Annotated in this window: 23 protein-coding genes and 1 pseudogene; 13 read left to right on the forward strand and 11 right to left on the reverse strand. The window is 68.7% G+C overall.

The genetic code is table 11. The features are described 5' to 3' along the window. The first annotated feature begins 188 nt into the window (after positions 1-188). The 4 genes from ACFSOX_RS15700 to ACFSOX_RS15715 all read left to right on the forward strand — a co-directional run bounded on the left by ACFSOX_RS15700 (position 189) and on the right by ACFSOX_RS15715 (position 2,661). Positions 189-470, forward strand: coding sequence for a BufA1 family periplasmic bufferin-type metallophore (locus tag ACFSOX_RS15700; RefSeq protein ID WP_378478755.1), 282 nt, complete (start codon positions 189-191; stop codon positions 468-470). Between the two features lie 81 nt (positions 471-551). After that, positions 552-1,415 carry an MNIO family bufferin maturase gene (gene bufB, locus ACFSOX_RS15705; protein WP_378478756.1) on the forward strand — a complete coding sequence of 288 codons (864 nt, stop codon included), beginning with the start codon at positions 552-554 and terminating at the stop codon, positions 1,413-1,415. After that, positions 1,412-2,179 carry an HvfC/BufC N-terminal domain-containing protein gene (locus ACFSOX_RS15710; RefSeq protein WP_378478757.1) on the forward strand — a complete coding sequence of 256 codons (768 nt, stop codon included), beginning with the start codon at positions 1,412-1,414 and terminating at the stop codon, positions 2,177-2,179. The genes bufB and ACFSOX_RS15710 overlap by 4 nt, the downstream gene beginning before the upstream one ends. Continuing rightward, positions 2,176-2,661 (forward strand): DoxX family protein, encoded by a 486-nt coding sequence (locus tag ACFSOX_RS15715; RefSeq protein WP_378478758.1) that lies wholly within the window; start codon positions 2,176-2,178, stop codon positions 2,659-2,661. Before ACFSOX_RS15710 ends, ACFSOX_RS15715 begins: the two co-directional genes overlap by 4 nt. Positions 2,662-2,760: 99 nt before the next feature. Here the strand turns inward: ACFSOX_RS15715 and ACFSOX_RS15720 are convergent, their stop codons facing one another. Then, complete coding sequence (locus ACFSOX_RS15720; protein WP_378478759.1) at positions 2,761-3,750, reverse strand: Bug family tripartite tricarboxylate transporter substrate binding protein; 990 nt, start codon at positions 3,748-3,750, stop codon at positions 2,761-2,763. Positions 3,751-4,040: 290 nt separating this feature from the next. Here ACFSOX_RS15720 and ACFSOX_RS15725 point away from each other — a divergent pair, with 290 nt between their 5' ends. Next, on the forward strand, positions 4,041-5,063 hold the full coding sequence (locus ACFSOX_RS15725; protein WP_378478760.1) for a DUF3616 domain-containing protein: 1,023 nt from the start codon (positions 4,041-4,043) through the stop codon (positions 5,061-5,063). A 166-nt stretch (positions 5,064-5,229) separates the two neighbouring features. Here the strand turns inward: ACFSOX_RS15725 and ACFSOX_RS15730 are convergent, their stop codons facing one another. The 3 genes from ACFSOX_RS15730 to ACFSOX_RS15740 are packed head-to-tail and all read right to left on the reverse strand — an operon-like array spanning position 5,230 to position 7,575. Then, entirely contained in the window at positions 5,230-5,520 is a 291-nt protein-coding gene (locus tag ACFSOX_RS15730) for a helix-turn-helix domain-containing protein (RefSeq protein WP_378478761.1), read from the reverse strand. Beyond that, positions 5,517-5,873 carry a type II toxin-antitoxin system RelE/ParE family toxin gene (locus tag ACFSOX_RS15735; protein WP_378478762.1) on the reverse strand — a complete coding sequence of 119 codons (357 nt, stop codon included), beginning with the start codon at positions 5,871-5,873 and terminating at the stop codon, positions 5,517-5,519. The genes ACFSOX_RS15730 and ACFSOX_RS15735 overlap by 4 nt, the downstream gene beginning before the upstream one ends. 52 nt (positions 5,874-5,925) lie before the next feature. Beyond that, complete coding sequence (locus ACFSOX_RS15740; RefSeq protein ID WP_378478763.1) at positions 5,926-7,575, reverse strand: fumarate hydratase; 1,650 nt, start codon at positions 7,573-7,575, stop codon at positions 5,926-5,928. A 252-nt stretch (positions 7,576-7,827) separates the two neighbouring features. Between ACFSOX_RS15740 and ACFSOX_RS15745 the strand changes: the two genes are divergently transcribed. Beyond that, positions 7,828-8,547, forward strand: coding sequence for a hypothetical protein (locus ACFSOX_RS15745; RefSeq protein WP_378478764.1), 720 nt, complete (start codon positions 7,828-7,830; stop codon positions 8,545-8,547). Between the two features lie 3 nt (positions 8,548-8,550). Here the strand turns inward: ACFSOX_RS15745 and ACFSOX_RS15750 are convergent, their stop codons facing one another. Together ACFSOX_RS15750 and ACFSOX_RS15755 are read right to left on the reverse strand one after the other, a co-directional pair. Further along, positions 8,551-9,291, reverse strand: coding sequence for a lectin (locus ACFSOX_RS15750; RefSeq protein WP_378478765.1), 741 nt, complete (start codon positions 9,289-9,291; stop codon positions 8,551-8,553). An 82-nt stretch (positions 9,292-9,373) separates the two neighbouring features. Continuing rightward, entirely contained in the window at positions 9,374-9,784 is a 411-nt protein-coding gene (locus ACFSOX_RS15755; RefSeq protein WP_378478766.1) for a (R)-mandelonitrile lyase, read from the reverse strand. Between the two features lie 182 nt (positions 9,785-9,966). On the opposite strand from ACFSOX_RS15755, the gene ACFSOX_RS15760 reads away from it, so the two are divergent. After that, the gene (locus ACFSOX_RS15760; RefSeq protein WP_378478767.1) at positions 9,967-10,275 is read left to right on the forward strand and encodes a hypothetical protein; all 309 of its coding nucleotides are present in this window, start codon (positions 9,967-9,969) and stop codon (positions 10,273-10,275) included. Between the two features lie 43 nt (positions 10,276-10,318). Here the strand turns inward: ACFSOX_RS15760 and ACFSOX_RS15765 are convergent, their stop codons facing one another. Beyond that, positions 10,319-10,876 (reverse strand): hypothetical protein, encoded by a 558-nt coding sequence (locus tag ACFSOX_RS15765; RefSeq protein WP_378478768.1) that lies wholly within the window; start codon positions 10,874-10,876, stop codon positions 10,319-10,321. Positions 10,877-11,251: 375 nt separating this feature from the next. Between ACFSOX_RS15765 and ACFSOX_RS15770 the strand changes: the two genes are divergently transcribed. The 4 genes from ACFSOX_RS15770 to ACFSOX_RS15785 all read left to right on the forward strand — a co-directional run bounded on the left by ACFSOX_RS15770 (position 11,252) and on the right by ACFSOX_RS15785 (position 15,442). Further along, on the forward strand, positions 11,252-11,560 hold the full coding sequence (locus tag ACFSOX_RS15770) for a hypothetical protein (RefSeq protein WP_378478769.1): 309 nt from the start codon (positions 11,252-11,254) through the stop codon (positions 11,558-11,560). A 309-nt stretch (positions 11,561-11,869) separates the two neighbouring features. Then, the gene (locus tag ACFSOX_RS15775; RefSeq protein WP_378478783.1) at positions 11,870-14,050 is read left to right on the forward strand and encodes a transglycosylase domain-containing protein; all 2,181 of its coding nucleotides are present in this window, start codon (positions 11,870-11,872) and stop codon (positions 14,048-14,050) included. 262 nt (positions 14,051-14,312) lie between these two features. Further along, a complete protein-coding gene (locus tag ACFSOX_RS15780) occupies positions 14,313-14,894 on the forward strand; it encodes a DUF1214 domain-containing protein (RefSeq protein ID WP_378478770.1) in 582 nt (193 codons plus the stop codon). Beyond that, entirely contained in the window at positions 14,891-15,442 is a 552-nt protein-coding gene (locus tag ACFSOX_RS15785; RefSeq protein ID WP_378478771.1) for a DUF1254 domain-containing protein, read from the forward strand. The genes ACFSOX_RS15780 and ACFSOX_RS15785 overlap by 4 nt, the downstream gene beginning before the upstream one ends. Positions 15,443-15,470: 28 nt before the next feature. Here the strand turns inward: ACFSOX_RS15785 and ACFSOX_RS15790 are convergent, their stop codons facing one another. From ACFSOX_RS15790 to ACFSOX_RS15800, 3 genes and pseudogenes are all read right to left on the reverse strand, one after another. After that, positions 15,471-16,391 (reverse strand): thermonuclease family protein, encoded by a 921-nt coding sequence (locus ACFSOX_RS15790; RefSeq protein ID WP_378478772.1) that lies wholly within the window; start codon positions 16,389-16,391, stop codon positions 15,471-15,473. 240 nt (positions 16,392-16,631) lie between these two features. Beyond that, positions 16,632-17,414: a 3-hydroxybutyrate dehydrogenase gene (locus tag ACFSOX_RS15795; protein WP_378478773.1), complete on the reverse strand. Its 783-nt coding sequence runs from the start codon at positions 17,412-17,414 to the stop codon at positions 16,632-16,634. A 162-nt stretch (positions 17,415-17,576) separates the two neighbouring features. Beyond that, positions 17,577-18,967 (reverse strand): annotated as a pseudogene (locus ACFSOX_RS15800) (GntP family permease). A 623-nt stretch (positions 18,968-19,590) separates the two neighbouring features. Between ACFSOX_RS15800 and ACFSOX_RS15805 the strand changes: the two are divergent. Further along, entirely contained in the window at positions 19,591-20,244 is a 654-nt protein-coding gene (locus ACFSOX_RS15805) for a CoA transferase subunit A (RefSeq protein ID WP_378478774.1), read from the forward strand. Next, positions 20,244-20,918, forward strand: coding sequence for a 3-oxoacid CoA-transferase subunit B (locus tag ACFSOX_RS15810; RefSeq protein ID WP_378478775.1), 675 nt, complete (start codon positions 20,244-20,246; stop codon positions 20,916-20,918). The genes ACFSOX_RS15805 and ACFSOX_RS15810 overlap by 1 nt, the downstream gene beginning before the upstream one ends. Positions 20,919-21,170: 252 nt before the next feature. Here the strand turns inward: ACFSOX_RS15810 and ACFSOX_RS15815 are convergent, their stop codons facing one another. Continuing rightward, positions 21,171-22,118 (reverse strand): beta-keto acid cleavage family enzyme, encoded by a 948-nt coding sequence (locus tag ACFSOX_RS15815; RefSeq protein WP_378478776.1) that lies wholly within the window; start codon positions 22,116-22,118, stop codon positions 21,171-21,173. Positions 22,119-22,247 lie beyond the last annotated feature (129 nt).

Below are 22,247 nucleotides of genomic sequence, written 5' to 3' on the forward strand. Positions count from 1 at the left end.
GTCTTGTTACAGGCCCCCCCGGCACGACACGAGGGTGTGACGACCGCCGCTGCCGGAACACTTGGCCGTGAAGACGTAACCGGTGGTGCCCGCTTCCGTAAGAGCCTGTACGGCCGGCCGCTCAGGCCCGCCTGCGACGCCCGGGACCGAGCGTCGCGACGGCCCCCTTCGCTCACGGAGATCATGTGATGACCACCAAGCCCGCTCTCGCCGCCGTGCTCGCCGGCTCACTCGCCGCCGCGCTGTCGCTCGCCGCCACGCCCGCCTCGGCGCAGGGCTCCGACAAGGAAAAGTGCTACGGCGTCGCCCTCAAGGGGCAGAACGACTGCGCCGCCGGCCCCGGCACCACCTGCGCCGGCACGTCCAAGGTCGACTACCAGGGCAATGCCTGGAAGTACGTCGCCAAGGGCACCTGCACGACCATGCAGACCCCGAAGGGCATGGGCTCGCTGACCGCGAAGTCGAGCTGATCAGGTCGCTCCACGCGGGTCGGCGCGGCGGGGTCTTCGCCGCGCCGACTCTCTCGGCTCTGACATCACGACGAGACTCCCATGACCTTCGTCCACTCCGCCCTGCCGCTCGACGCCGGCGTCGGCTTCAAGCCGCAGCATCTCGACGGCCTGCTCGGCGATGCCGCGCCGCTCGGCTTCGTCGAGATCCACGCCGAGAACTACATGGGCGCAGGCGGCCCGCCGCACGCCATGCTCGCGGCGTTGCGAGAACACTACGCGCTGTCGATCCACGGCGTCGGCCTGTCGATCGGCGCGATGCGACCGCTCGATCCGGACCACCTCGACCGCCTGACGGCCCTGTGCGCCCGCCATCCGCCGGCGAGCTTCTCGGAGCATCTCGCCTGGTCGTCGCACGACGACGTCTATTATAACGATCTGCTCCCCGTGCCCTACACGACGGAGACGCTCCATCATGTGTGCGAGCATGTCGACACCGTGCAGACCGCGCTGCGTCGCCAGATGCTGTTGGAGAATCCGTCGACCTACGTGCTGTTCGAGACGAGCACGATCGCCGAGACGGAGTTCCTGCGCGAGGTCGCGCGTCGTACCGGCTGCGGGCTCCTGCTCGACGTCAACAACGTCTTCGTCTCGGCCACCAATCACGGTACCGCGGCGGAGGCCTATCTGAGGGACTTCCCGCTGGAGCACGTGCAGGAGATCCATCTCGGCGGCCACGCCGAGACGACCGACGACACCGGCGCGCCGCTCTTGATCGACGCCCACGGCACGCCGGTCGCCGATCCGGTGTGGAGCCTCTACGCGCAGGTGATCGCCCGCACCGGACCGCTGCCGACCCTGATCGAGTGGGACAACGACGTCCCGGATTGGCCGGTGCTGCGCGCGCAAGCGGAGCGGGCGCGGGCGATGCTGACGCGCGCACGAGCTCGGAAGGACGCCGCATGAGCAGCGCCTCGTTCGCGGCCGCCCTGCTCGATCCGGACCGGCCGCTGCCGGCCGAAGTCACGTCGCACACGGCGCGGCATCCCGAGAAGCGCTTCGCGGTCTATCGCAACAACGTCACGGTCTCGCTGATCGAGGCGTTGCGGACGCGATTCCCGGCGACCGAGCGGATCGTCGGCGAGGCGTTCTTCGCGGCGATGGCGCGGGACTTCGTGCGGGCGCGGCCGCCGCGCTCGCCGCTGCTGATGCGTCACGGCGACGATTTCCCGGCTTTCGTGAGGGCATTTCCACCGGCGGCCGAAATGCCGTGGCTCGCCGACGTGGTGCGGCTCGAGGCGGCGCGCACCCGCGCCTATCACGCCGCCGACGCGGCGCCGCTCGGACTCGCCGACTTCGCCGCGATCGGCCCGGACCGGCTCGGCACCATGCAGGTGAAGCTGCACCCCTCGGCCGAAATCGTCCGCGCGAAAAGTCCCGTGGTGACGATCTGGGCCATGAACAGCGGCGAGGCACCGCTCGGTCCCGTCGACTTCGACACGGTCGAGGATGCGCTCGTCGTCCGCCCGCATCTCACCGTCGTGGTGCTGCGTCTGCCGCCCGGCGCCGCCGGCTTCCTCGGCGCGTTGCGCGAGAACGCCACGATCGCCTCCGCGCTCGGCGCCGCGCTCGCCGAGGTCGAGACCTTCGATGCCACCACCGCGCTCGCCCTGTTGATCGGCAGCGGGCTCGCGACTGCCCTCACCCCCGCCCCGGAGCCGCTGTCATGACCGACGCCACCCTGCCCCCGACCACCACCTCGCCGACCGTCGCCGCGACCCGAGGCATCACGGCGGCACTGGAGCGCATCCCCTACGCGCTGATCGCGCTCGTCGCGCGACTGTCCATCGCCGGCGTGTTCTGGCGCTCGGGCCAGACCAAGGTGTCGGGCTTCGGGCTCTCCGACTCGGCCGTCGACCTGTTCCGCGAGGAGTACCGGCTGCCGCTGGTCGACCCGGCGCTCGCCGCCACGGCGGCCGCGGTCGCCGAGCATCTGTTCCCGGTGCTGCTGGTGCTCGGCCTCGCGACGCGCCTCTCGGCGATGGCGCTGCTGATCATGACGCTGGTGATCCAGCTCCTGGTCTACCCCGACGCCTGGCCGACCCACGGCACCTGGGCCGCCTGCCTGCTGATCCTGATGACCCGCGGCGCCGGCGTGGTGTCGATCGATCACCTGATGGCACGGCGGTTCGGGACGGGTGGTCCCGCGTGACCCTCGGCCGTATCCCGGACAGAAAAAGCCTCGTCCGGTACCCTGGATTCCGGACGCGGTGCGTCGCACCGCGTCCGGAACACGAGGCCGATGGCGGCCTCAGTTCAGCTCGATCTTGGCGGCCGCGACGGCGCGCTTCATGCGGTCGAGGTCGCGCCTGATCTCGGCGGCGAACTCGGCGGGCGTGTTGCCGACGATCACGGCCTGCTGGGCGACGAGGCGGCTCTTCACCTCCTCGTGGCCGAGCGCCTTCACGGTCGCGGCGTGCAGCTTCGAGACGACGGCGGCCGGCGTCTTCTCCGGCACGACGATGCCGAAGAACGCCATCCAGCCGAGGTCGTCGAGGCCGAGCTCGGTGAAGGTCGGCACGTCGGGCAGCGCCGCGACGCGGCTCGGCCCCGACACGGCGAGCGCCCTCAGCTTGCCGGCCTGCACCATCGGCAGCGACGAGGGCAGGTTGTCGAACAGCACCTGAACCTGGCCTCCGACCGCGTCGTTGAGGGCCGGGCCGATGCCGCGATAGGGCACGTGGACGATGTCCGTGCCGGTGGCGAGCTTGAGCTGCTCGCCCATCAGATGCGACACCGAGCCGATGCCGGCCGAGGCGTAGGACAGCTTGCCGGGCTGCGCCTTGGCGAGCGCGACGAAACTCTTCATGTCGGTCGCCGGCACGGCCGGATTGATCGTCATGATGTTCGGCACCGCGGCGATGTTCGACACCGGAATCAGGCCGGTGAGCACGTCGTAGCCGAGCGACTTGTAGGCGGCCGGGTTGATGGCGAGCGTCGAGGCCGTGCCCATGCCGATCGTGTAGCCGTCGGGCTGCGCCTTGACGATCGCGGCCGTGCCGATGGTGCCGCCGGCACCGCCGCGGTTGTCGACCAGGACGGGCTGGCCGAGCTCCTGGCGCAGCCCCTCGGCGACGACCCGGCCGATCACGTCGGTCGAGCCGCCGGCCGCGAACGGCACGATCATGGTGACGGGACGGCTCGGCCAGACGTCATCGGCCGCAAGGGCCGAGGCGGGCAGCAGCGCGGCGGCGAGCCCGGACAGGACGAGGCGGCGCGAGACGGGCGAACAGGTCGGCATGGGAACATCCTTGTGATGGCGATGCGGGCAGGCGCGGCCCGGCTCCGATCCTGCCCCCGCCGGGGTGGCGACCCCGGCGGCACTCCGCCGCATGAAAGCGCCTTTTGATCTCCGAAACCATCCCCGGCCGGCGCCGCGACGGGAGTTGCGCCGCATAGCAGGGCGGCGTTAGGGGAACGACGATCACGAGGGCTCGCTCCATGCCGCTTCGCTCGCCGCCGCTTCGCTCGCCGCCTCACGGTCCGACCGCTCTTCACCGCTGCCGTCTCGCGGCCGCGACGCTCGCCCGCGTGCTCGCCGTAGTCCTCGGCGGCACGCTCTGGCTCGCCGGGCTCGGAGCGCCGGCCGCCGCCGAGAAGCCGGCGCTCGCGCCCGAGACGAAGAGCTGGTCGGTCGACGGCGACTTCGCCCGCAAGGCCGCCGACGAGACGCCGCGCACGCGCGCCCGCATGAACCTGTCGGGCGCCGCCTGCGCACCGACGCGGCCGCGCTTCGCCTCCTGCCTGATCGTCAACGACGAGAAGAAGTACGCGCAGTTCTTCTCGGTGAAGGACCGCACGTTGGCGCCCGGCGCCGTGATCCGCCTCGTCGGCAAGGACGTGAAGGGCGATCCCGACGCCGAGGGCGCCGCCTTCGCGGACCGCTTCTTCTACGTGATCGGCTCGCACGGCCGGCCGCGCCACGGCGACGGGGCCGGGCGCTCGCGCTTCGTGGTGCTGCGCTTCCCGGTCGACGCCCGCGGCCGCCCTGCGTTCGAGGTCTCCGAGGAGGAGCCGACCGGCGTCGAGGTCTCGAGCCGGCTCGGCGAGGCGATACGCGACGCCGCGGGCCTCGGCGCCTTCTACGACCAGCCGCTCGACCACAACGGCGTCAACATCGAAGGGATCGCGGTGAAGGACGGCCGCATGCATCTCGGTTTTCGCGGCCCCTCGGTCGACGGCGACGGCTTCGTCCTGAGCGTCGACGCGGACGCCGTGTTCACGCCCGACGAGCCGTTGCATCCGAAGGTGACGCGGCTGCGGCTCGGCAAGACCACCGGCATCCGCGATCTCGCCGCGGTCCGCGACGGGCTGATCGTGCTCACCGGCCCGGTCAACGAGCAGGCGGTGGTGCCGGCGCTGTGGCACTGGAACGACAAGAGCGGCGCCCTCACGCCGCTCGGCACCCTGACGCCGGCCAAGGGCCTGCCCGAGGACGCCAAGGCCGAGACCGTGCTGGTGCTGCAAGATGCGCCGAAGCGGCCCCTGCGCGTGCTGATCCTCTACGACGGCGCCGAGAACGGCGCCCCGACGGAGTACCGGGTGAAGCGGTGAGGGTTGTCGCTCGGGATTCGCCTGATCAGATCACCGTCATTCCGAGGCTCGCGCGGCAGCGCGCGAACCCGGAATCCAGCGGCACGCACCGAGATCGTGTCTGGATTCCGGGTTCGCGGCTTCGCCGCGCCCCGGAATGACTGCGACCAATCAGCCGAGTCCGGGCTCACTCGGCCAGCATCTCCTCGACGATCCGCGGGTTGCGGTCGACGAGCGCGAGCAGCACCCGGGCCGGCCCGTCCGGTGTCCGGCGTCCCTGCTCCCAGTTGCGCAGCGTCCCGATCGAAACTCCGATGCGAGCCGAGAACGCCTCCTGGGTCAGCCCGGTCTTTCGGCGGATGTCGTGAACATTGATGACATCCGGAACGTGCACGCGGACGCCCGGAACATCCTCCCCGCGCGCATGCGCGGCCGCTTCACGAAGCCCGCGCAGGATCCGTTCGGCCGCCTTGCTCATGTCCGCCTCCGCCGCCACGACCGCGCGATCTCTGCGGTCCACTGCTTGAACGCCGCGACCTCGGCAGCCGAGAAATTCGCCCGTTCGCCCTTGCTCAGCACGGCAATCAAGTAGACCGGTGCATCGGAACCAAAATACGCCGTCACGACCCGATAGCCCCCGCTCTTTCCTTTGCCGCGGCCGGCGATACGCACCTTGCGGACGCCGCCGGAGCCGCGAATCTCGTCACCGCGCAGGGGATCGGCGGCGATCGTGTCGACGATCGCTCGCCGTTCGTCGTCCGACAGCCCGACCGCTTCCGCGTCGCGGATGAACTGCGGCATCTCGGCGACGACATGCAGCGGCCGGGTCATCGGTCATATACGCCATTGGCGCAGTCGGTCAACGGGGAAGAACGGCCCCGCCCTACCCCAGATTCAGCTCCTTGAAGAAGTCGTTCCCCTTGTCGTCGACGACGATGAAGGCGGGGAAATCCTCGACCTCGATGCGCCAGATCGCTTCCATGCCGAGCTCGGGATATTCCAGCACCTCGACCTTCTTGATGCAGTACTCGGCGAGGTTCGCGGCGGCGCCGCCGATCGAGGCGAGATAGAAGCCGCCGTATTTCTGGCAGGCCTCGCGCACCGAAGGCGAGCGGTTGCCCTTGGCGACCGTGATCAGCGAGCCGCCGGCCGCCTGGAAGTCGGCGACGTAGGAATCCATGCGGCCCGCCGTGGTCGGGCCGAAGGCGCCCGAGGCGTAGCCCTCCGGCGTCTTGGCGGGACCGGCGTAATAGATCGGGTGGTTCTTGACGTAGTCGGGCAGGCCCTGGCCGCTCTCCAGCCGCTCGCGCAGCTTGGCGTGGGCGAGATCGCGGGCGACGATCATCGGGCCCGAGAGCTTGCACAGCGTCTTGATCGGATGCTTGGTCAGCTCGGCGAGGATCTCCTTCATCGGCTTGCGCAGGTCGATATGCACGACCTTGCCGCCGAGCTTGTGGAGATCGATCTCCGGCATGTACTGGGCCGGGTTGTGCTCCAGCTCCTCCAGGAACACGCCCTCCGGCGTGATCTTGCCGACCGCCTGGCGATCGGCCGAGCACGACACGCCGATGCCGATCGGCAGCGAGGCGCCGTGGCGCGGCAGCCTTATCACCCGCACGTCGTGACAGAAGTACTTCCCGCCGAACTGCGCGCCGACACCGAGATCCTGGGTGAGCTTCAGGATCTCCGCCTCCATGTTCAGATCCCGGAAGGCGTGGCCGTCCTCCGAGCCTTCGGTCGGCAGGCCGTCGAGATACTTCACGGACGCGAGCTTGACCGTCTTCATGGTCAGCTCCGCCGAGGTGCCGCCGATCACGATCGCCAGGTGATAGGGCGGACAGGCCGCGGTGCCGAGCGAGAGAATCTTGTCCTTCAGGAAGGCGACCAGCCGATCGTGGGTCAGGATCGAGGGCGTGCCCTGGTAGAGATAGGACTTGTTGGCCGAGCCGCCGCCCTTGGCGATGAACAGGAACTTGTAGGCGAGCTCGTCGCCATGCGTGTCGGCCGCGATCTCGATCTGGGCCGGCAGGTTGTTCCGCGTGTTCTTCTCCTCGAACATCGAGATCGGCGCGAGCTGCGAGTAGCGCAGGTTCCGCTTCAGATAAGCGTCGCGGGCGCCCTCGGCGAGCGCCGCCTCGTCGTCGCCCTCGGTCCACACCCGCCGGCCCTTCTTGCCGGAGATGATCACGGTCCCGGTGTCCTGGCACATCGGCAGCACGCCGCCGGCCGCGATGTTGGCGTTCTTGAGGAAGTCGAAGGCGACGAACTTGTCGTTCGCGGACGCCTCGGGATCCTCGATGATGGCGCGCAGCTGCTTGAGATGCGCCGGGCGCAGCAGATGGCTGATGTCGCCATAGGCGGCCTCGGCCAGCGCCTTCAGGGCGGCGGGCTCGACGACGAGGAAGTCGCGGCCGAACGCCTTCTCCACCCGCACCCCCTCGCCGGTGATCTTGCGATAGGGCGTCGCGTCCTTGCCGAGCGGGAACAGCGGCGAATGCTTGAAGGGCGGAAGGATGGTGGCGGGCGCGTTCATGGCGAAGGATCCTGGCTCGTGTCCTGGCTCGGTGCGCGGGATGGCCGCTTATAGAACGATTACAGGATTTGGGGGAGAGGCGCGCCCACTAGCGTGGCTGGCATGTCGCACCAAGTCGGGCAGAACCGGATCGTCACCGGCAAACCGAACGCGTAACTATGGCGTCGGAGTGTCGGGAGTGCACCCCGGCCCACTCAGGGTGACTAGAAGCGAGCTCAGTCACGTGACCAACCCTGACATAGGAGATCACGGATGCCAGGGATTCTCGTACTGAAGAACAACGCCCTTGTTATCCCAAAAGGCGGCTTTCAAATCTCGCTTTATGGTGAAAGCACCATTCAAGTCCACATCGAGTACGATGTATGCCCCACATGGCTTGAGATATCAGCTAAACACCTGAATGAAGCAAAAACTTACTACAATAAAGCCATCAACATTGATAGCTTCAAGGATAAACGCAAAGCAGAGAATATCGAATTTAGCTTTCGAGCATCAATGCAGGCAATAATAGCCACGACTATCGCTTTTGATGCGCTCTACTCCAACCTCCGCGCACGAATGATTTTGCCTGTCGAACTTCTCACATCTTGGAAAAAGAATGGAACCGCTCGTTACGCAACAGTTTCGGAGATAATTCGACGCGCCTTGAATCTTGGGAACGATTGCTCACAATCGCTTCGCGAGCAACTTAAGGAATTTTATCGGTTTCGAGATGCTGCCGTGCATCCAAGAGGAACCTCCACTCCGCCGGTTTTATTCGCGGAGATCGACGCTTTGGTAGAGCAGCGCTACGTTGAATTCAGATACGACAACGCTCATCAAGCAGTCAAAGCAGCAACCCAGATAGTGCACGACCTCGCAAATAAGGGAAAACCTGCGAACCGCGAATTAGACCACTATATAGCTAGCTTATCACCGAGAATAGAGCTACTTCGAAAAGATTGCGGGCTCTTTGAAGAACCCGCAACCTAAATCTCAATTCACGGCGAAGCAGTACAACAGCCCGTCGCCGCCGGTGGAGCGCAGGTCCGCCTGGGTGCAGCCGCCGCCAGGGCCGCGCGAGGGGTGCGAGGCGTTCCACGACTTCGCCGGCGCCGAGTCGTCGAGGCCGGTGCGGTCGGAGTGGCCGACCATGGCGGCGCCCGTCGTGCTGCTCGTCCAGTTGCGGCAGGTGCGGTCCTCGCCGGGCGGGAAGGCGCGGCCGTCGGCCTGCGAGCCGGTGAGGATGTCGTGCCGGTTCGGCGTGTCGCCGCGGCCGTTGATCACCTCGCCCGTCTCGCTCAGCGCCGTCTGCTTGGTGAGGTTGTTGCCCGCCGAGTGCAGGTCGTCGACGTCCTTGGCGATGACGACGCCCTTGGCGTTGCTCCAGGGGCCGCGGCCGATGCGGTCGCGGGCGTTGACGGCCGGGGCGCCGTCGGCCGCCTGGGTCGACAGATACGCCCGCCAGGTCTTGCCGCCCGCCCCCGCCGCTTGCGCGAGCGTCTGGCAATGGCGGTCGGCGCCGGCGAGGCCGCCGAGATCACCGCCCTTGCCCGGTCCCTGGCTGGTGACGAAGAAGGTCATCGCACCGGCCTGCTGGGCGACGGCGGGCGCCGAGACCGCGATGCCGCCGACGAGCGCGAGCGCGGCGGCGACGATCCGGATCCCGTCACCCGAGACGGCCCTCCACGACGAGACAGTCCACGACGAGACAGTCCACGACGAAGCAGTCCTCATGGGCAGTCCTCCCTGTTGGTTTCTTCTGTCGGGCGGACCGGCGGCGGCCGGTCGCCCGTAACGAGGCCGGCCGCCGGACCACTCAGGCGCCGAGCGGGGCGCGATAGTCGGCGTCGGCGACCGGCTCCATCCAGTCGACGTGCTTGTTGTCGGTGTCGGCCTCGTGCATCGCCAGGTGCTCCATGGCGACGTCGAGGGCGGCGCCGTGCCAGTGCTTCTCGCCGGGCGGGATCCACACGACGTCGCCGGCCCGCACCTCGCGCACCGGCCCGCCCCAGGTCTGCACCCGGCCCTTGCCGGCGACGATCACCAGGGTCTGGCCGAGCGGATGGGTGTGCCAATTGGTGCGGGCGGAGGGCTCGAACCGCACCCAGGCGGAGCGGATGCGGGCCGGCGGCGGCGCCTCGACCACCGGATCCTGCCAGACGGTTCCGGTGAACCAGTCCGGGTTCGCCCGCCGCGAGGGCACGCTGCCGCAGGGCTGAATGTCCATTGTTCTCGTTCTCCCGATCGTCGACACGAGGTCGTCCCGACGCGCCGGCATCGGCGCTGTCGGGCGCACTATACGGCGTCCGCCGGCGCGGCGACGAGGGCATGCAAGGTCGGGAACCGGGCGGAACCGCGACGGCGGCCTCCGGTTGAACAGACGGGGGATGCGCGACCGGAGATGCCCGCATGGCCCACCCGCCGCGACGACCGAACGGCCCCGGCCCTCACCTCGCCGGGGCGGCGCTGATCGGGAGCACGCTCGCCGTGGTGGCGGTCACGGGCTTCGCCGTGATCACCGACACACCGGCGGAGGGGCTGCTGCTGGTTGCCGAATCGGGATTCGGCGCCGGGCTTCTGGGGCTGGGCTTGGCGGGGCTGTTCACCTGTGCGGCGTTCGCCACCAGCTTCACGGCCCCGCTGGAGACCCCGCGGGGCGGCAGCGCGCGACCGCTCCCGGCGCGCGTCCGGATCCGGAGAATCGGCGGACGGCGATGAGACGGGCTGCGGGACGGGCGCGGACACCGGGCCGCCGAGGTCGTCACTTCATCGTGGCGGGATCGAGCGCGGCCTGCGGGCGGGAGGCCTGCCACTTCGTCTTGTAGAGGCCGCGCAACGTCAGCGGGCCCCACTTGATTTCGGACACGCGCCAAGCCGTGCCGACCTTCATCAGCTCGACCGTGACGGTCTCCGGCTTGCCGAAGTTGGAGAACGACACGGTGCCCACCGCCTTCGCCGGACCGGCCTCCTTCACGTCGATCTTGAGGTCGGCGATGTCCCAGGCGTCGCGGCCGACGAACGGGTCGCTGCCGAGCACCAGGCCGGCGCCGGGCCGGGCCACGGCGTCGCCGTCCTCGAGGATCACCGAGGCGAGCCCGTGCGAGAAGTAACGCTTCACCGCCTCGGGCGAGTCGAGCGCCACGCCCTTCGCGGCCTGGGTCGAGTTGCCCACATAGGATTGGTAGATGCCCGACAGGAAGGTCTTGGCCGAAGGCTCGGTCTCGCGCGCCGCCGCCGGACCGACCGGCAGAGCGAGGGCCGCCGCGACCAGGACAGCGGTCAGCACGGCGCAACGCCGCGACAGGGTTCGGACGGACATGGTGACGGCTCCCAGAAGACGAACTGCTCGACGCGCTGTGCCTGTGGACGTGTGTTCTAGACGTGTGCCTGTGACCGGCATTTGTCGTGTTGGTCGGTCGGACCGGTGACCCGGTTCGGTTCGACGTGCGCTACAAAACCCGCGAAACACTAAAAAGTTGCTCCGAACGGGCTAGCTGGCCGATCACGAGTTCGGGAGGTGGTGAATCGTCCCCGATGCACCCTCGGCGGAGCGCCGGCCGCTGTTGCCGGAGGGCGACAACCGGGCGGAATCGGCCGGCCCCGGTTGCCGGAGGGCGGCGTGCCGTGGGATCGTGCCGATCGGATTCCGGCTCGGCCCCTGCGCCGGTCGAGACGACTCGAATCGAGGTCAGCGATGCGCAAAGGTCTCCTCGCCGCCCTGCTGTTGCTGCCGTTCGCCGCGGCGCCGGCGGCGGCCGGCTTTCTCGACGTCCCGCCCTTCAAGGGCAACGACACCGGCGGCATCATCGCCTGGTCGCCGGCGATCGCGCACACCTACCGGGACATCGCCGCGGCGCATTGCGCGACCTGGTACAAGGCCGCCCGGATCACCAGCGTCCACAAGCGCTACGGCGACTACGTCTCGTTCGAGTGCCACTTCCCCAAGGGTTACGACCCGCGCAAGTGGATGGTCTACGGCCCGCCGGTGCGCGCCCTCAACTGATCGGGGCCGCGCCGGCACGCCGCGCCCGCGGAACAAGGCGAGAACCTCGCTCGGCGCGCCGTACCCATCCGGCCATACTGCTCCCATAATCCTCGGCTTTGTGACCGGCGTGTCCTTGGCCCGCCGGGCCGCATCGGATAAACGAGATTTTTCCGCGTCGCGTGCCGGCTCGGCCGGGCTCGAAAGAGCCGGGTGTCGGCAGATGGCGACCGCGGGGCGGGCGGGTTCGGCGAGAGGGAAGCGGCCTTGAACGACGACAATCCCGACCGGCTGCGGCGCGTCTCGCTCCTGGAGCGCCTGCGGCGCTTCATGCTCGACCTCGATTCGCGGCTCGATTTCGGGCTCTTCAAGGGGTTTCGCTGGTCGCGCGAGATCGTCGAGCGGTTCGTGGTGTTCATGGACCGCTTCTATGTCGGTGGCTGGCGGCGCTGGCTGCTGGTCGAGCCGACCTCGGAGGCGCTGACCCTCGGCCTCGTCGGCCTCGTGCTGATGCTGGCGCTCGCGATTCCCGCCTTCAACGAGACCTCCGACGAGGATTGGCTGAAGAAGTCCGAGCTCGCCGTCGTCTTCCTCGACCGCTACGGCAACGAGGTCGGCGCCCGCGGCATCAAGCACAACGACTCGGTGCCGCTCGAGGACTTCCCGGACCACCTGATCAAGGCCGTGCTGGCCACCGAGGACCGGCGCTTCTACGAGCATTTCGGCATCGACGTCGCCGGCACGCTGCGCGCCGTCGTCACCAATGCGCGGGCCGGCGGCGTCGTCCAAGGCGGCTCCTCGCTCAGCCAGCAGCTCGCCAAGAACCTGTTCCTGTCGAACGAGCGCACCATCGAGCGCAAGGTCAAGGAGGCGTTCCTGGCGATGTGGCTGGAGAGCCGCCTGACCAAGAACGAGATCCTCAAGCTCTATCTCGACCGCGCCTACATGGGCGGCGGCACCTACGGGGTGGACGCCGCGGCGCAGTACTATTTCGGCAAGTCGGCCCGCGACGTGACCTTGCCCGAGGCGGCCATGCTGGCCGGCCTGTTCAAGGCGCCGACCAAGTTCGCCCCGCACATCAACCTGCCGGCGGCGCGCGCCCGCGCCAACGTGGTGCTCGACAACCTGGTCGAGGCCGGCTTCATGACCGACGGCCAGGTGTTCGGCGCCCGCCGCAACCCGGCCAAGACCATCGACCGCCGCGACGAGAGCGCCCCCAACTACTATCTCGACTTCGCCTTCGAGGAGATGCGCAAGCTCGTCGACAAGCTGCCGAAGTCGATCAGCGAGCGCGCCTTCGTGGTGCGCACCGCCCTCGATCCCGGCCTGCAGCAGGTCGCCGAGAAGGCGATCGAGGACGCCATCAAGCAGTACGGCCGCGACTACCACGCCAAGCAGGCGGCGACCGCGGTGGCCGATCTCGACGGCGGCATCAGGGCGATCGTCGGCGGCGTCGACTACGGCGAGAGCCAGTTCAACCGCGCCACCGACGCGCTGCGCCAGCCGGGCTCCTCGTTCAAGCCCTATGTCTACGCGACCGCCCTGATGTCCGGGCTGAAGACCAACAGCCAGGTGATCGACGGCCCGATCTGCGTCGGCAACTGGTGCCCGAAGAACTATTCGGGCGGCTTCTCCGGCGCCACCACGATGGTCTCGGCGCTGACCCGCTCGCTCAACACCGTGGCGGTGTGGCTGACCCGCAAGGCCGGCAACGGCAACGACCGCGCCGGCCGCAACAAGGTGGTGGCGCTCGCCAAGGCGATGGGCCTGACGACCCCGCTCACCGACACGCCGTCGCTGCCGATCGGCGCCGGCGAGGTCCGGGTGTTCGAGCACACGGTCGCCTACGCGACCTTCCCGAACGGCGGCAAGGCGGTGCGGCCGCACGCCGTGCTCGAGGTGCGCACCGGCATGGGCGAGACCATCTGGCGCTTCGACCGCGACGGCCCGCAACCGCGCGAGGTGATGTCGCCGCAGGTCGCCGCCGACATGAACTTCATGATGAACAAGGTGGTCGAGGAGGGCACGGCGCGCCGCGCCATCCTCAACGGCATCAAGGCGGCCGGCAAGACCGGCACCACCAACGCCTACCGGGACGCCTGGTTCGTCGGCTTCACGGGTAACTTCGTCTGCGGCGTGTGGTTCGGCAACGACGACTACTCGCCGCTCAACCGCATGACCGGCGGCTCGATGCCGGCCATGGTGTGGCACACCATCATGGAATACGCCCACCAGGGCATCGAGCTGAAGAACATCCCCGGCCTGCCGCCCAACCCGGCCCAGATCGGCCCGCGCATCGCCGAGGGCGGCAGCGACGTGCCGCGGCCCGCGATGCTCTCCAGCAAGGGCGCCCAGTCGCTGGTGCGCATCGAGCGCCTGCTCGACGAGGCGGCCCGCGCCGCCGCGGTGGCGACCACCCCGAAGCTCGGCCCGCAGACGGAAGCCCCGGCGCGCGTCCCGGGCGCGACGGCCGCGGCCGGGCCGATCCTGCCCGCCGTGCGGCGGGATTAGACCCGCGGTCGAGCGATCCGGCCGTGACAGACCTCGGGCAGGGCCCCTTCGGCGAATCCGGGAGTGGTTGGTCGCTCACCCCGTGTGAACGACCTCCGCCAGCGTCATGCGCGGGCTTGACCCGCGCATCCATCCGGAGAAAACGTCTTTGCGAAGCGATGGATCGCCGGGTCGAGCCCGGCGACGACACGGTGGCTCGGACGGCGCGTGTCGTCGTCCCGGCGTCGGTGAGGCATCGCGCGACCCGTGATCGGACACTCCCGTGCGGCTGCTGATCGGTGCTCTTCTGTCCCTGGTGGTCGCGGCGGCGATCGGGCTCGGCTCGACCTGGCTGGCGCTGACCCGCGGCGTCGCCTTCGGCGGCGTGACGCTCGGCGCCTGGACGGCCTATCCGCGCGCCGGCAGCGCCGAGATCGATCCCTATGCGCGCGCCTCGGTGTCGCGCGGCGGCCTGCTGCCGGTCGGCCTCGGCGACGGCGTCGCCTTCATCGCCGAGAAGGACGACAAGGGCCGCCCGTTCGACGGCCGCTGCGAGGTCCGCCTCTCCGGTGTCACCCCGCAGGCCCGGTTCTTCACCCTGACCCTCTATCGGCCGGACGGCGCCCTGGTCGCCAACTCGCTCGGCCGCAGCGGCTTCACCAGCCAGGAGCTGGTCCGCCGCAGCGACGGCTCCTTCGAGATCGTGATCGCGCCGCGCGCCCGCCCCGGCAACTGGCTGCCGACCGGTGGGGTCGAGCGCTATCTCCTGGTGCTGCGCCTCTACGACACCCCGGTCGGCATCGCGACGCGGGCCGAGCGCGAGGCGCCGATGCCGTCCATCGTGGCGACGGAGGCCTGCTCGTGATCCGTTGGCTCCTGTGGCTGCTCGCCGGCCTGATCCTCGGCGGCATCGTCCACTTCGTCACGGTGCTGTGGCTGCCCAAGGCGGCGACCCGCGACGCCTATGCACGGCTGGAGCCGGTGACACCGGTCAACGGCTTCGTGCTGCTCGGCGAGCCGACCCCCGAGAAGGCGCCGGTGCCGTTCATGGACCCGGCCTTCGCGGCCTCGGTGTGCCGCTACGATCTCGGCCCCGGCGCCATCAAGCTGACCGCGCCGGTGAGCCAAGCCTACACCTCGGTCACCTTCTACACCCGCACCGGCGTCGCCTATTACGCCATCAACGACCGCGCCGCCGGCCGCCGGGTGATCGAGCTCGACCTGATGACCACCAAGCAGCGCGACGCCCTGCCGACCGAGGAGGACGTCACGGCGGCCGACCGGCTGATCGTCGAATCGCCGACCCAGACCGGCCTGATCGTGGTGCGGGCGCTCGCCCCCGAGCCGGGCCTGCGGCCGATGGCCGAGGCCGCCGTCTCGGCCGCGAAGTGCACCCCCCTGCCGCCGCCCTGAGGCGGGTGGTCACCTCTCCCGACCGGCCTCAAGCCGGCAGGCTCTCCGGGTCGCCGCTGATCGGGGCACCGATCAGCGCCGCGAAGAAGTTGCCGGGCCGCGCCGGCATCGGGTCGAAGACCAGCTCCTCGGGATCGCGGGTCAGCCGGATTGCAGTCGTCCCCGCCGCCTGCTCGACGAAGCTGTCGAGATGGGTTCGGTTCTGGGTCCGCAGATCCCACACGGCGTCGTCGCCCTCGCCGAGTGCCTCGCGGAAGCCCACCGCCGTGCCGTTGGTCGCCATGTAGTCGCTGAGGCGGCGGAACAGCTTGGGCAAGATCGGCACCTCGTCCATGATCACGGCGAGGCTGGTGGCATCGAACCCGGCCGTTGTGGCGTCCTCGGCCCACAGGCCGCGCTGCGCGGCGCGGGCGGCGCGGACCTCCGCGGTGAGGCGGTTGCGCAGGTCGGCGAACAGACCCTCGTAATAGGTCGGATAAGCGAGGCCCTCGGCCAGGGCGAAATGGTTGTAGCTGGCGGCGAGACGGTCGGCGTCCAGGAACACGTCGGCCCCGTCCGGGTCGGGCGTATCGCCGGCGAACAGGAAGGCGACCGGCCGCCCGTACTTGTCCTTCTGCCGGGTCAGGATGTGGCCCCGGGTGCCGTCGTCGGCGGCGACCACGGTCGTCTGGGTGGTGTTCCAGCGGACGTTCCGGATGCCGATGAATTCCAGCAGCCGGTCGCGCGCCCGGTGGGCGAGCCCGAGCGGCTGATGGCGTGCCGCATAGTGCGTCTCCAGCGCGTCGATCGCCTCGAGGCGGAGCTGCGCGGAGGGCCGCGGCCGCGGCTCACGTGGGCCGCCGGGCAAGGCATGCACAAGGCTCGGATCGTCCGGGAAGAACCTGACCGAGTCGCCGTCTGGCGACAGGCCCACGACCCGGAACGCTCCCTTGATGGACTTGAACGGCACTTGATCCTCCGTCGCCCGGACCGCCCCGCCGCAACACTTCGATGGTAGGTCGCTCCGCATCGCCGTGTCACGCACGTTACCCGCATGACGAGCCCGGCCATCGTTCACAACTTCGTAGTGTCATGATCGAGCCCAGGCCGCGGGCGGCCCGGCCGACCTGCCGAGCTCGAAAGAAAACGGCCGGGGCCTTTCGGTCCCGGCCGTCGGTCGCGGCCGCATCTCCGGGGGAGAACCGCGCGATTACTGCGCGTACCAGCCGCCGTCCATGTTGATGGCGGCGCCACGCAGCTGCGAGGCGGCGTCCGAGCACATGAACACGGCGAGCTCGCCGAGCTGATCCGGGGTGACGAACTGCTTGGAGGGCTGCTTCTCGGTGAGCAGGCGGCGGCCCGCCTCCTCGTTGCTGATGCTCTCGCGCTCGGCCCAGGCGTCGATCTGCTTCTGCACCAGGGGCGTGAGCACCCAGCCGGGGCAGATGGCGTTGCAGGTGATGCCGGTCTCGGCGTTCTCCAGCGCCACCACCTTGGTGAGGCCGACGAGGCCGTGCTTGGCCGACACATAGGCCGCCTTGTTGATCGAGGCGACGAGGCCGTGCACCGAGGCGATGTTGATGATGCGGCCCCAGTTGCGCTCCTTCATCTGCGGCACCACCGCCTTGATGGCGTAGAAGGCGGCCGACAGATTGATCGCGAGGACCAGCTCCCACTTGTCGTCCGGGAAGTCCTGCACGGGCGACACCACCTGGATGCCGGCGTTGTTGACCAGGATGTCGACCTTGCCGAGCGCCGCGGTGGCGCTCTCGATCAGCCCCTTGGTCTCGGCCGGCTTGGAGAGGTCGGCGCCGCTGTAGGCGGTCTTGACGCCGAACTCGCTCGCGATGCCGGCCTTGATCTTCTCGATCTCGGCGGGATCGCCGAAGCCGTTCAGCATGATGTCGGCGCCCTTGGCGGCGAGCGCCCGGGCGACGCCCAGGCCGATGCCGCTGGTCGAGCCGGTCACGACGGCGACTTTACCCTTCAACATGAGATTCTCCTCGGGTCTTCGGTATTCGCGTCTTCGATGCTCTCGGCCGCGGCGTGGACCGCCTGCGGTCGCCTCGACCCGGCCACGATCGGCGCACGGCGTCGGGGGCCGGGTCGGAAACGGAGAAGGCCGGGCGGCCGCAGCCGCCCGGCGGTGCCGGGCTCAGACGAGGCCGGTCAGATAGTACAGCGCGATGACCACGAACACACTGCTCGTCTTGATCACCGTGATGGCGAAGATGTCCTTGTAGGACTGGCGGTGCGTGAGGCCGGTGACGTTGAGCAGCGTGATCACGGCGCCGTTGTGGGGCAGCGTGTCCATGCCGCCGGACGCCATCGAGGCCACCCGGTGCAGTACCTCGAGCGGGATGTGGCGGCGTTCGCCATGGCGACGAACTGATCGGCCATCGCGGCGAGCGCGATCGACATGCCGCCCGACGCCGAGCCGGTGATGCCGGCCAGCACCGTCACCGAGATGGCGATGTTGACGAGCGGGTTCGGGATCGCGGTCAGGGCGTCGCGGATGAAGATGAAGCCCGGCAGCGCCGCGATGACGGCACCGAAGCCGTATTCGGAGGCGGTGTTGAGCGAGGCGAGCAGCGAGCCGGCGACGGCCTGCTGGCTGCCGGCCGCGAACTTGGCCGTCACGGCCCGCCAGGCGGTGACCACGACGAACACGATGCCGAGGATCAGGGCGCCCTCGACGGCCCAGATGGCGGCGACCGAGGCCGTCTGCTGGATGACCTTCGAGCCGCCAGGGATCAGCGCGACCTCGACGGTGGCCGGGAAGAACCGCTTGATGAGGTCGGTGAAGATGAAGTTCATCACCAGCACGAGGACGAGGGGCGTCATCGCGAGGATCGGATTCGGCAGCTTCTCGGTGGCGATCGGCTCCGGCTCGTTGATGTGGCCGGTCCCGTAGCCCTCGCCCGCCTTGAGGGCGGCGCGGCGGCGCCATTCCAGATAGATCAGGCCGACGGTCAGGATGAACAGGCCGCCGAAGGTGCCGAGGATCGGGGCCGCCCAGGTGGTCGTCTTGAAGAAGGTGGTCGGGATGATGTTCTGGATTTGCGGCGTGCCGGGGAACGAATCCATGGTCGCCGTGAAGGCGCCGAGCGCGATGGTGCCCGGGATCAGGCGTTTCGGAATGTCGCTCTGGCGGAACATCTCGGCCGCGAACGGATAGACCGCGAACACCACGACGAACAGCGAGACGCCGCCGTAGGTGAGCAGGCAGCACACCGCGACGATCGACACCATGGCGCGTTCGCGGCCGATCACGCCGATGACGGCGGAGACGATCGAGCGCGAGAAGCCGGACAGCTCGATCACCTTGCCGAACACGGCGCCGAGCAGGAACACCGGGAAGTACAGCTTCACGAAGACGACCATGCGCTCCATGAAGAGACCGGTGAAGATCGGCGGCACGGCGGCCGGGTCGGTGAGCAGCACGGCACCCATCGCTGCAATGGGCGCGAACAGGATGACGCTGTAGCCCCGATAGGCGACGAACATCAGGAAGCCGAGCGCAGCGAGACAGATCAGAAAACTCATGGGCAGGCACTCCCAAGGTATTGGGGACGTTCTGGCGCTCGCGGAGGTTCTACTACTTCAGGACGGCGCCTCGACTGTCTATGGCGGGTCGTTTTACTGTGCACCATCCGCTCTTTATTGTATTGGATAGAAAAGACAGAGCTTGCGGCGCGTACCCGCCTGTAGGCGCGCCCCGGCCCAGCGACGTTGACTTTTGTCAAACGGCTCCGGCCGCTAGGTATTAGGCCTATTACGCGCCACTACGACTTGGCTTTTTATTTCAGACGATTGCCGCGCCGCATCAAGGTTGCATGACGGTCGCGAATCCCCGTCCGGTAGCGAACAAAGAAACAGCATTGCGCGCGCCTCGGCATCGCCGGCAATTTTCCTCCATTGTGACAATCGTTAGAAAATTTCGCGAGCCGGCGAAACGGCGACGCCCCCCGAGCCGCGCCGCCGGGTATGGCCGGCGCGTTCGACTTGAAGGAGAATCGGGTGTTGTCGTGCTCCTGACGTAGCGCTACGACATAGGTGTATTACCGATGCGTTCGCGCCGAGGCGGTCGCATAAGACCGCGTTCGCCATCGCCGCGGCCCCCCTCCTCGCGCCGCCGCATGGACATCGCCCGAACCACGAGTGTCCTGATGAAACCTCATCTGAAACCGGAAGACGCCGCCAAGCTCATCCCGGACGGCGCGCGCCTGATGATCGGCGGCTTCATGGGCGTCGGCTCGCCCCATCGGCTGCTCGACGCGCTGGCCCAGTCGGGCAAGCGCAACCTCACCGTGATCGCCAACGACACCGCGCGCCCCGGCGTCGACATCGGCAAGCTGGTCCGCGCCGGCTGCATCAAGAAGCTGATCGCCTCGCATATCGGTCTCAATCCCGAGACCCAGAAGGCGATGATCGCCGGCGAGATGGAGGTCGAGCTGGTGCCGCAGGGCACGCTCGTCGAGCGGATCCGGGCCGGCGGCTACGGGCTGGGCGGCGTGCTCACCAAGACCGGTCTCGGCACCATCGCGGCCGAGGGCCAGCAGACGGTCGAGATCGACGGCGAAGAGTGGCTGCTGGCCAAGCCGCTGAAGGCCGACTTCGCCCTGATCGCCGCCGACCAGGCCGACTACTCGGGCAACCTCCAGTACCAGCTCACCGCGACGAACTTCAATCCGATCATGGCGCTGGCCGCCGAGACGGTGATCTGCGAGCCGCGCGAGATCCTGCCCGTCGGCATGATCTCCCCCGACGTCGTCAAGACGCCCGGTGTCGTGGTCGACTATCTGATCGAGAGGGCCGCCTGATGAAACCCGAAGAGATCATCCAGCGCCGAGTCGCCCGCGAGCTGAAGCCGAACAGCCTCGTCAACCTCGGCATCGGCCTGCCGACCGGCGTCGCCAAGTACATCGACGAGCACGCCAACGTGCTGTTCGAGTCCGAGAACGGCATCGTCGGGCTGGCCGCCAAGCCGCCCGAGGGCATGGACGACCCCGACCTCACCGACGCCGGCGGCGGCACCGTCTCGGCCGTGCCGGGCGCGGCGACCATCGACAGCGCGTACTCGTTCGGCCTGATCCGCGGCGGCCATCTCGACGCCACGGTGCTCGGCGCCCTCGAGGTCGACGAGAAGGGCATGCTCGCCAACTGGGTGGTGCCCGGCAAGATGGTGCCCGGCATGGGCGGCGCCATGGACCTCGTGACCGGCGCCCGCCGCGTCATCGTCGCCATGAACCACACGGCGAAGGGCGCGCCCAAGATCGTGCCGAAATGCACGCTGCCGCTCACCTCGATCCGCCGCATCAGCCTGATCGTGACCGACATGGCCGTGATCGAGCCGACCGACGCGGGCCTGGTGCTGCGCGAGCGCGCGCCCGGCGTGACGGTCGAGCAGATCGTCGCCGCCACCTCGGCCAAGCTGATCGTCGAAGGCGAGGTTCCGGAGATGGATCTCGGCGTGGCCGCCGTGGCGGCGGCCTGACGACCGCACCACCGACAGAGAAGACGTCCAAGGAACGAGAGCCGGCGGAGAGGCCCCTCCCCACCGGCTCTTTTTTGTTTGGGTATGGACGCCGTCATTCCGGGGCGCGCCGACGGCGTGAACCCGGAATCCAGCGGCGAACTCCAGCTGTTAGGCTGGATTCCGGGTTCGGCGCTATGCGCCGCCCCGGAATGACCGAGCAATGCCCCCGCCTGCGCGGACGAGAACGATCGAGAGGCCGTGGCCTCTCCTCTACTCGGCGGCGCTCTTCTGGGCCCAGCCGACATTGCCGGCGCCCTTGAGGCCGAGGATCTGGCGCGCCTCGGCCGGCGTCGCCACCGGGATGCTGAGCGCCTGCGCGATCGTCACGATCCGCTCGACCTGCTCGGCGCTCGACTTGGCCAGCACCTTCGGGGCGAGATAGAGATTGTCCTCGAGGCCGACCCGGACGTTGCCGCCCATGCCCATGGCGGTCGCCATCATGGGAAGCTGCGCCCGGCCCGCCGCGGAGAGCGACCAGGTGAAGTTCCTCTCGCCGATCATCCGGCAGGCCGACTCGTACAGGAACACGAGATTGCCGACACTGGCCTGCATGCCGCCCAGAATGCCCAACACGAACTGGATGTGGATCGGCGCCTTCAGCACGCCGGTCGTGAGCAGGAACTGGACGTTCGACAGCATGCCGGCGTCGTAGACCTCGAGCTCCGGCTTGGTTCCGGCCGCGGTCATGAACGTGGCGAACTCGGCGAGCGTCTTGAAGGTGTTCGGGAAGATCCAGTCCTCTGTCGCCTGCAGGAAGGGGATCTCCCAGTCGAAGCGCGGCTCCTTGATCTTCTGCGCGAGCGGATGGATCGCGAAGTTCATCGAGCCGGTGTTGAGCGAGGCCAATTCCGGCTTCAGGAGCGCGACCGAGCGGGCACGCTCGGCGACCGTCATCTCCTTGGAGCCGCCCGTGGTGATGCAGATCGCCGCGTCGGTCGCGGCGCTGATCTTGCGCACGATCTCCTCGTAGAGCTTCGGATCAGCCGACGGCTTGCCGGTCCGCGGGTCGCGCGCATGCACGTGGACGAGCGCGGCGCCGGCCTCGGCGGCGAGGATCGCGTCGGCCGCGATCTCGTCGGGCGTCAGCGGCAGATAGGGCGACAGGCTGGGGGTGTGCACGGATCCGGTGACGGCGGCCGTGATGATCAGCTTCGACATCGAGAGTCCTTCGGGGTCTTCTGGAGAACAACTGCATTCATTCCGGGGCGCAAGCCGAAGGCCCGCGAGCCCGGAACCACACTCACAGACTGGGGTTATGGGTTCCGGGCTCGCCGCTTCGCGGCGCCC

The organism is Rhodoplanes azumiensis (genome assembly GCF_042682915.1).
Lineage (GTDB): Bacteria > Pseudomonadota > Alphaproteobacteria > Rhizobiales > Xanthobacteraceae > Rhodoplanes > Rhodoplanes azumiensis.

Coding starts and splice junctions, on each gene's coding strand:
- ACFSOX_RS15700 (WP_378478755.1), top strand. CDS start 189: ATGACCACCAAGCCCGCTCTCGCCGCCGTGCTCGCCGGCTCACTCGCC.
- bufB (WP_378478756.1), top strand. CDS start 552: ATGACCTTCGTCCACTCCGCCCTGCCGCTCGACGCCGGCGTCGGCTTC.
- ACFSOX_RS15710 (WP_378478757.1), top strand. CDS start 1,412: ATGAGCAGCGCCTCGTTCGCGGCCGCCCTGCTCGATCCGGACCGGCCG.
- ACFSOX_RS15715 (WP_378478758.1), top strand. CDS start 2,176: ATGACCGACGCCACCCTGCCCCCGACCACCACCTCGCCGACCGTCGCC.
- ACFSOX_RS15720 (WP_378478759.1), bottom strand. CDS start 3,750: ATGCCGACCTGTTCGCCCGTCTCGCGCCGCCTCGTCCTGTCCGGGCTC.
- ACFSOX_RS15730 (WP_378478761.1), bottom strand. CDS start 5,520: ATGAGCAAGGCGGCCGAACGGATCCTGCGCGGGCTTCGTGAAGCGGCC.
- ACFSOX_RS15735 (WP_378478762.1), bottom strand. CDS start 5,873: ATGACCCGGCCGCTGCATGTCGTCGCCGAGATGCCGCAGTTCATCCGC.
- ACFSOX_RS15740 (WP_378478763.1), bottom strand. CDS start 7,575: ATGAACGCGCCCGCCACCATCCTTCCGCCCTTCAAGCATTCGCCGCTG.
- ACFSOX_RS15745 (WP_378478764.1), top strand. CDS start 7,828: ATGCCAGGGATTCTCGTACTGAAGAACAACGCCCTTGTTATCCCAAAA.
- ACFSOX_RS15750 (WP_378478765.1), bottom strand. CDS start 9,291: ATGAGGACTGCTTCGTCGTGGACTGTCTCGTCGTGGACTGTCTCGTCG.
- ACFSOX_RS15755 (WP_378478766.1), bottom strand. CDS start 9,784: ATGGACATTCAGCCCTGCGGCAGCGTGCCCTCGCGGCGGGCGAACCCG.
- ACFSOX_RS15760 (WP_378478767.1), top strand. CDS start 9,967: ATGGCCCACCCGCCGCGACGACCGAACGGCCCCGGCCCTCACCTCGCC.
- ACFSOX_RS15765 (WP_378478768.1), bottom strand. CDS start 10,876: ATGTCCGTCCGAACCCTGTCGCGGCGTTGCGCCGTGCTGACCGCTGTC.
- ACFSOX_RS15770 (WP_378478769.1), top strand. CDS start 11,252: ATGCGCAAAGGTCTCCTCGCCGCCCTGCTGTTGCTGCCGTTCGCCGCG.
- ACFSOX_RS15775 (WP_378478783.1), top strand. CDS start 11,870: ATGCTCGACCTCGATTCGCGGCTCGATTTCGGGCTCTTCAAGGGGTTT.
- ACFSOX_RS15795 (WP_378478773.1), bottom strand. CDS start 17,414: ATGTTGAAGGGTAAAGTCGCCGTCGTGACCGGCTCGACCAGCGGCATC.
- ACFSOX_RS15805 (WP_378478774.1), top strand. CDS start 19,591: ATGAAACCTCATCTGAAACCGGAAGACGCCGCCAAGCTCATCCCGGAC.
- ACFSOX_RS15810 (WP_378478775.1), top strand. CDS start 20,244: ATGAAACCCGAAGAGATCATCCAGCGCCGAGTCGCCCGCGAGCTGAAG.
- ACFSOX_RS15815 (WP_378478776.1), bottom strand. CDS start 22,118: ATGTCGAAGCTGATCATCACGGCCGCCGTCACCGGATCCGTGCACACC.